General features: G+C 48.4%; 1 protein-coding gene. It reads right to left on the bottom strand.

The annotated features are described in order from the left end of the window. The coding region (locus tag IB273_RS32065) for a hypothetical protein (RefSeq protein WP_192225871.1) at positions 1 to 568 on the bottom strand (568 nt) is incomplete at both ends.

The raw sequence follows: 568 nt of genomic DNA, 5'->3' as shown, positions 1-568 counted from the left end.
TTCCTTCTCCTCCCCCTCTTCTCCCTCTTCCCTTTCCTCTTCCCTCTTCTCCCCCTTCCTTCTCCCCTTCTTTTCCTCTTCCTCCTCCTCTTCCTTTCCCTTTTCTCTTTCCTTCTCTTCTTTCTTCTTCTTGTCCCTTTCTCTCTCCTCTCTCTTCTCCTCCCTTTCTCCCCCTTCTCCTCCCTCTCCTTCTCTCTCTCTCCCCCTTCTTTCCTTTTCCTCTTCCTCTTCCTCTCTTTTTCCCTCGTTCTCTTCCCCCTCGTTTTTTCCTCTTTCTTTTTCTTTTTCTTCGTTTTTGGCTTTTTTTTTTTCCCCTTTCCCTGTCTCGCCCTCCCGGCCTTTCTCTCCTTTCTTCTCTCTCCTCTTTTTCTTTCTTTTCCTTCTCTTTCTCCTTTCTCTTCCTCTTTCCCTCCCTCTTTTCCCCTTCCCCTCCCTCTCTTCTCCTTTTTCTCTCTTCCTTTTTTTTCCTTTTTTTCTTTTTCTCCCTCTCTTTCCTTCTTCTCCTCCCCTTCTCCCTTTCTCCCCTCCCTTCCCCTCCCTTCCCTTCCTCCTTCCTTCCTCCTCTCCC

The sequence above is a fragment of the Pseudomonas sp. PDM19 genome (assembly GCF_014852215.1).
Lineage (GTDB): Bacteria > Pseudomonadota > Gammaproteobacteria > Pseudomonadales > Pseudomonadaceae > Pseudomonas.
This window is presented reverse-complemented; position numbering and strand designations above follow the sequence as displayed.